The 3,170-nt window shown below is 56.2% G+C and carries 1 rRNA gene; it reads left to right on the top strand.

Features of this window, described 5'->3' with window-relative positions:
* Positions 1-51: 51 nt before the first annotated feature.
* Positions 52-3,163: ribosomal RNA gene (locus tag KLK06_RS59290) — 23S ribosomal RNA — on the top strand.
* Positions 3,164-3,170: the final 7 nt, after the last annotated feature.

Raw genomic sequence — 3,170 nt, 5'->3', positions numbered from 1 at the left:
TGGTTGCTGTTTGTTGTTTGAGATTTGCATAGTGGACGCGAGCATCTTTGTGGCCAAGTTTTTTAGGGCACACGGTGGATGCCTTGGCATCAGGAGCCGATGAAGGACGTGGGAGGCTGCGTTAAGCCTCGGGGAGTCGCCAACCAGACGTTGATCCGGGGATGTCCGAATGGGGAAACCTAGCACCAGTCATGTGGTGTTGCCTCCGCCTGAATGTATAGGGCGGTTGGTGGTAACGCGGGGAAGTGAAACATCTCAGTACCCGTAGGAAGAGAAAACAAGAGTGATTCCGTGAGTAGTGGTGAGCGAAAGCGGATGAGGCTAAACCGGGCGTGTGTGATAGCCGGCAGGCGTTGCACGTTCGGGGTCGTGGGACCCTCTGGTGGTTTCTGCCGAGATCACAAGAAGTGATAAACCTTTGAGGTAGTTGAAAGCTCTGGGAAGGGCTGCCGTAGACCGTGAGAGCCGGGTAGGCGAAATCTTGAAGGCTTCTTGAGGGGATCCCAAGTAGCACGGGGCCCGAGAAATCCTGTGTGAATCTGCCAGGACCACCTGGTAAGCCTAAATACTCCCTGATGACCGATAGTGCACGAGTACCGTGAGGGAAAGGTGAAAAGTGCCCCGGTGAGGGGTCGTGAAATAGTACCTGAAACCGTGTGCCTACAAGCCGTAGGAGCTTAGCTGTTCTTCGGAATAGTTGTGATGTGACTGCGTGCCTTTTGAAGAATGAGCCTGCGAGTTATGGTGTGTGGCGAGGTTAACCCGTGTGGGGGAGCCGTAGCGAAAGCGAGTCTGAAGAGGGCGTTTGAGTCGCATGCTGTAGACCCGAAGCGGAGTGATCTACGCATGGGCAGGTTGAAGCTCAGGTAAGACTGGGTGGAGGACCGAACCCACCAGGGTTGAAAACCTGGGGGATGATCTGTGTGTAGGGGTGAAAGGCCAATCAAACTCCGTGATAGCTGGTTCTCCCCGAAATGCATTTAGGTGCAGCGTCACGTGTTTCTTGCCGGAGGTAGAGCACTGGATGGCTAATGGGCCCGACAAGGTTACTGACGTCAGCCAAACTCCGAATGCCGGTAAGTGAGAGCGTGGCAGTGAGACTGCGGGCGATAAGGTTCGTAGTCGAGAGGGAAACAGCCCAGATCACCGACTAAGGCCCCTAAGCGTGTGCTAAGTGGGAAAGGATGTGGAGTCGCAGAGACAACCAGGAGGTTGGCTTAGAAGCAGCCACCCTTGAAAGAGTGCGTAATAGCTCACTGGTCAAGTGATTCCGCGCCGACAATGTAGCGGGGCTCAAGTACACCGCCGAAGTCGTGGCATTGACTCCTCCTTGTGGGGGGTTGATGGGTAGGGGAGCGTCGTGTATGCGGTGAAGCGGCAGAGTGATCTAGCCGTGGAGTGTACACGAGTGAGAATGCAGGCATGAGTAGCGAATCGAGGGTGAGAAACCCTCGCGCCGGATGACCAAGGGTTCCTGGGGCAGGCTAATCCGCCCAGGGTAAGTCGGGACCTAAGGCGAGGCCGACAGGCGTAGTCGATGGACAACGGGTTGATATTCCCGTACCCGCTTCAATGCGCCCATATCGAACCTCGTGATGCTAAGAGTCCTTAAGTCCTCTGATGTCCTTCGGGACTAGGGGTGAGGCTGAACGCTCGATCCGATCGGGTAGTAGGTAAGCGATGGGGTGACGCAGGAAGGTAGTCCAGCCCAGGCGATGGTTGTCCTGGGGTAAGCATGTAGGGCGTGCTGTAGGCAAATCCGCAGCACTTAAGCCTGAGATGTGATGCCGAGCCGATTGTGGTGAAGTGGATGATCCTATGCTGCCGAGAAAAGCCTCTAGTGAGTGTTGTGGCGGCCCGTACCCTAAACCGACTCAGGTGGTCAGGTAGAGAATACTAAGGCGATCGGGTGAACTGCGGTTAAGGAACTCGGCAAATTGCCCCCGTAACTTCGGGAGAAGGGGGACCTCTGCTGGTGTAGGAGCGTGCCTCCGAAGCTGGTGGTGGTCGCAGTGGCCAGGGGGAAGCGACTGTTTACTAAAAACACAGGTCCGTGCGAAGTCGTAAGACGATGTATACGGACTGACGCCTGCCCGGTGCCGGAACGTTAAGGGGACTGCTTAGTCAGCGTGAGTTGGCGAAGGTGAGAACTTAAGCGCCGGTAAACGGCGGTGGTAACTATAACCATCCTAAGGTAGCGAAATTCCTTGTCGGGTAAGTTCCGACCTGCACGAATGGCGTAACGACTTCCCCGCTGTCTCAACCGCAGACCCGGCGAAATTGCACTACGAGTAAAGATGCTCGTTACGCGCAGCAGGACGGAAAGACCCCGGGACCTTCACTACAGCTTGACATTGGCGTTTGGAACGTCTTGTGTAGGATAGGTGGGAGACTGGGAAGCTGTCACGCTAGTGATGGTGGAGTCATTGGTGAAATACCACTCTGGTCGTTTTGAACGTCTAACTCTGGTCCGTGATCCGGATCGGGGACAGTGTCTGGTGGGTAGTTTAACTGGGGCGGTTGCCTCCTAAAGAGTAACGGAGGCGCCCAAAGGTTCCCTCAGCCTGGTTGGCAATCAGGTGTCGAGTGTAAGTGCACAAGGGAGCTTGACTGTGAGACTGACGGGTCGAGCAGGAGCGAAAGCTGGGACTAGTGATCCGGCATCGGCGTGTGGAAGCGGTGTCGCTCAACGGCTAAAAGGTACCCCGGGGATAACAGGCTGATCTTCCCCAAGAGTCCATATCGACGGGATGGTTTGGCACCTCGATGTCGGCTCGTCGCATCCTGGGGCTGGAGTAGGTCCCAAGGGTTGGGCTGTTCGCCCATTAAAGCGGTACGCGAGCTGGGTTTAGAACGTCGCGAGACAGTTCGGTCCCTATCCGCTGCGCGCGCAGGAGACTTGAAAGGAGCTGTCCCTAGTACGAGAGGACCGGGACGGACGAACCTCTGGTGTGCCAGTTGTACCGCCAGGTGCACGGCTGGTTGGCTACGTTCGGAAGGGATAACCGCTGAAAGCATCTAAGCGGGAAGCTCGCCTTGAGATGAGGTCTCCCACCACGAGAGTGGGTAAGGCTCCCGGTAGACGACCGGGTTGATAGGCCGGAGGTGGAAGCACGGTAACGTGTGGAGCTGACCGGTACTAATAGGCCGAGGACTTGACCACAAAGCTT

The sequence above is a fragment of the Nonomuraea sp. NEAU-A123 genome, assembly GCF_018603905.1.
Classification (GTDB): domain Bacteria; phylum Actinomycetota; class Actinomycetes; order Streptosporangiales; family Streptosporangiaceae; genus Nonomuraea.
This window is presented reverse-complemented; position numbering and strand designations above follow the sequence as displayed.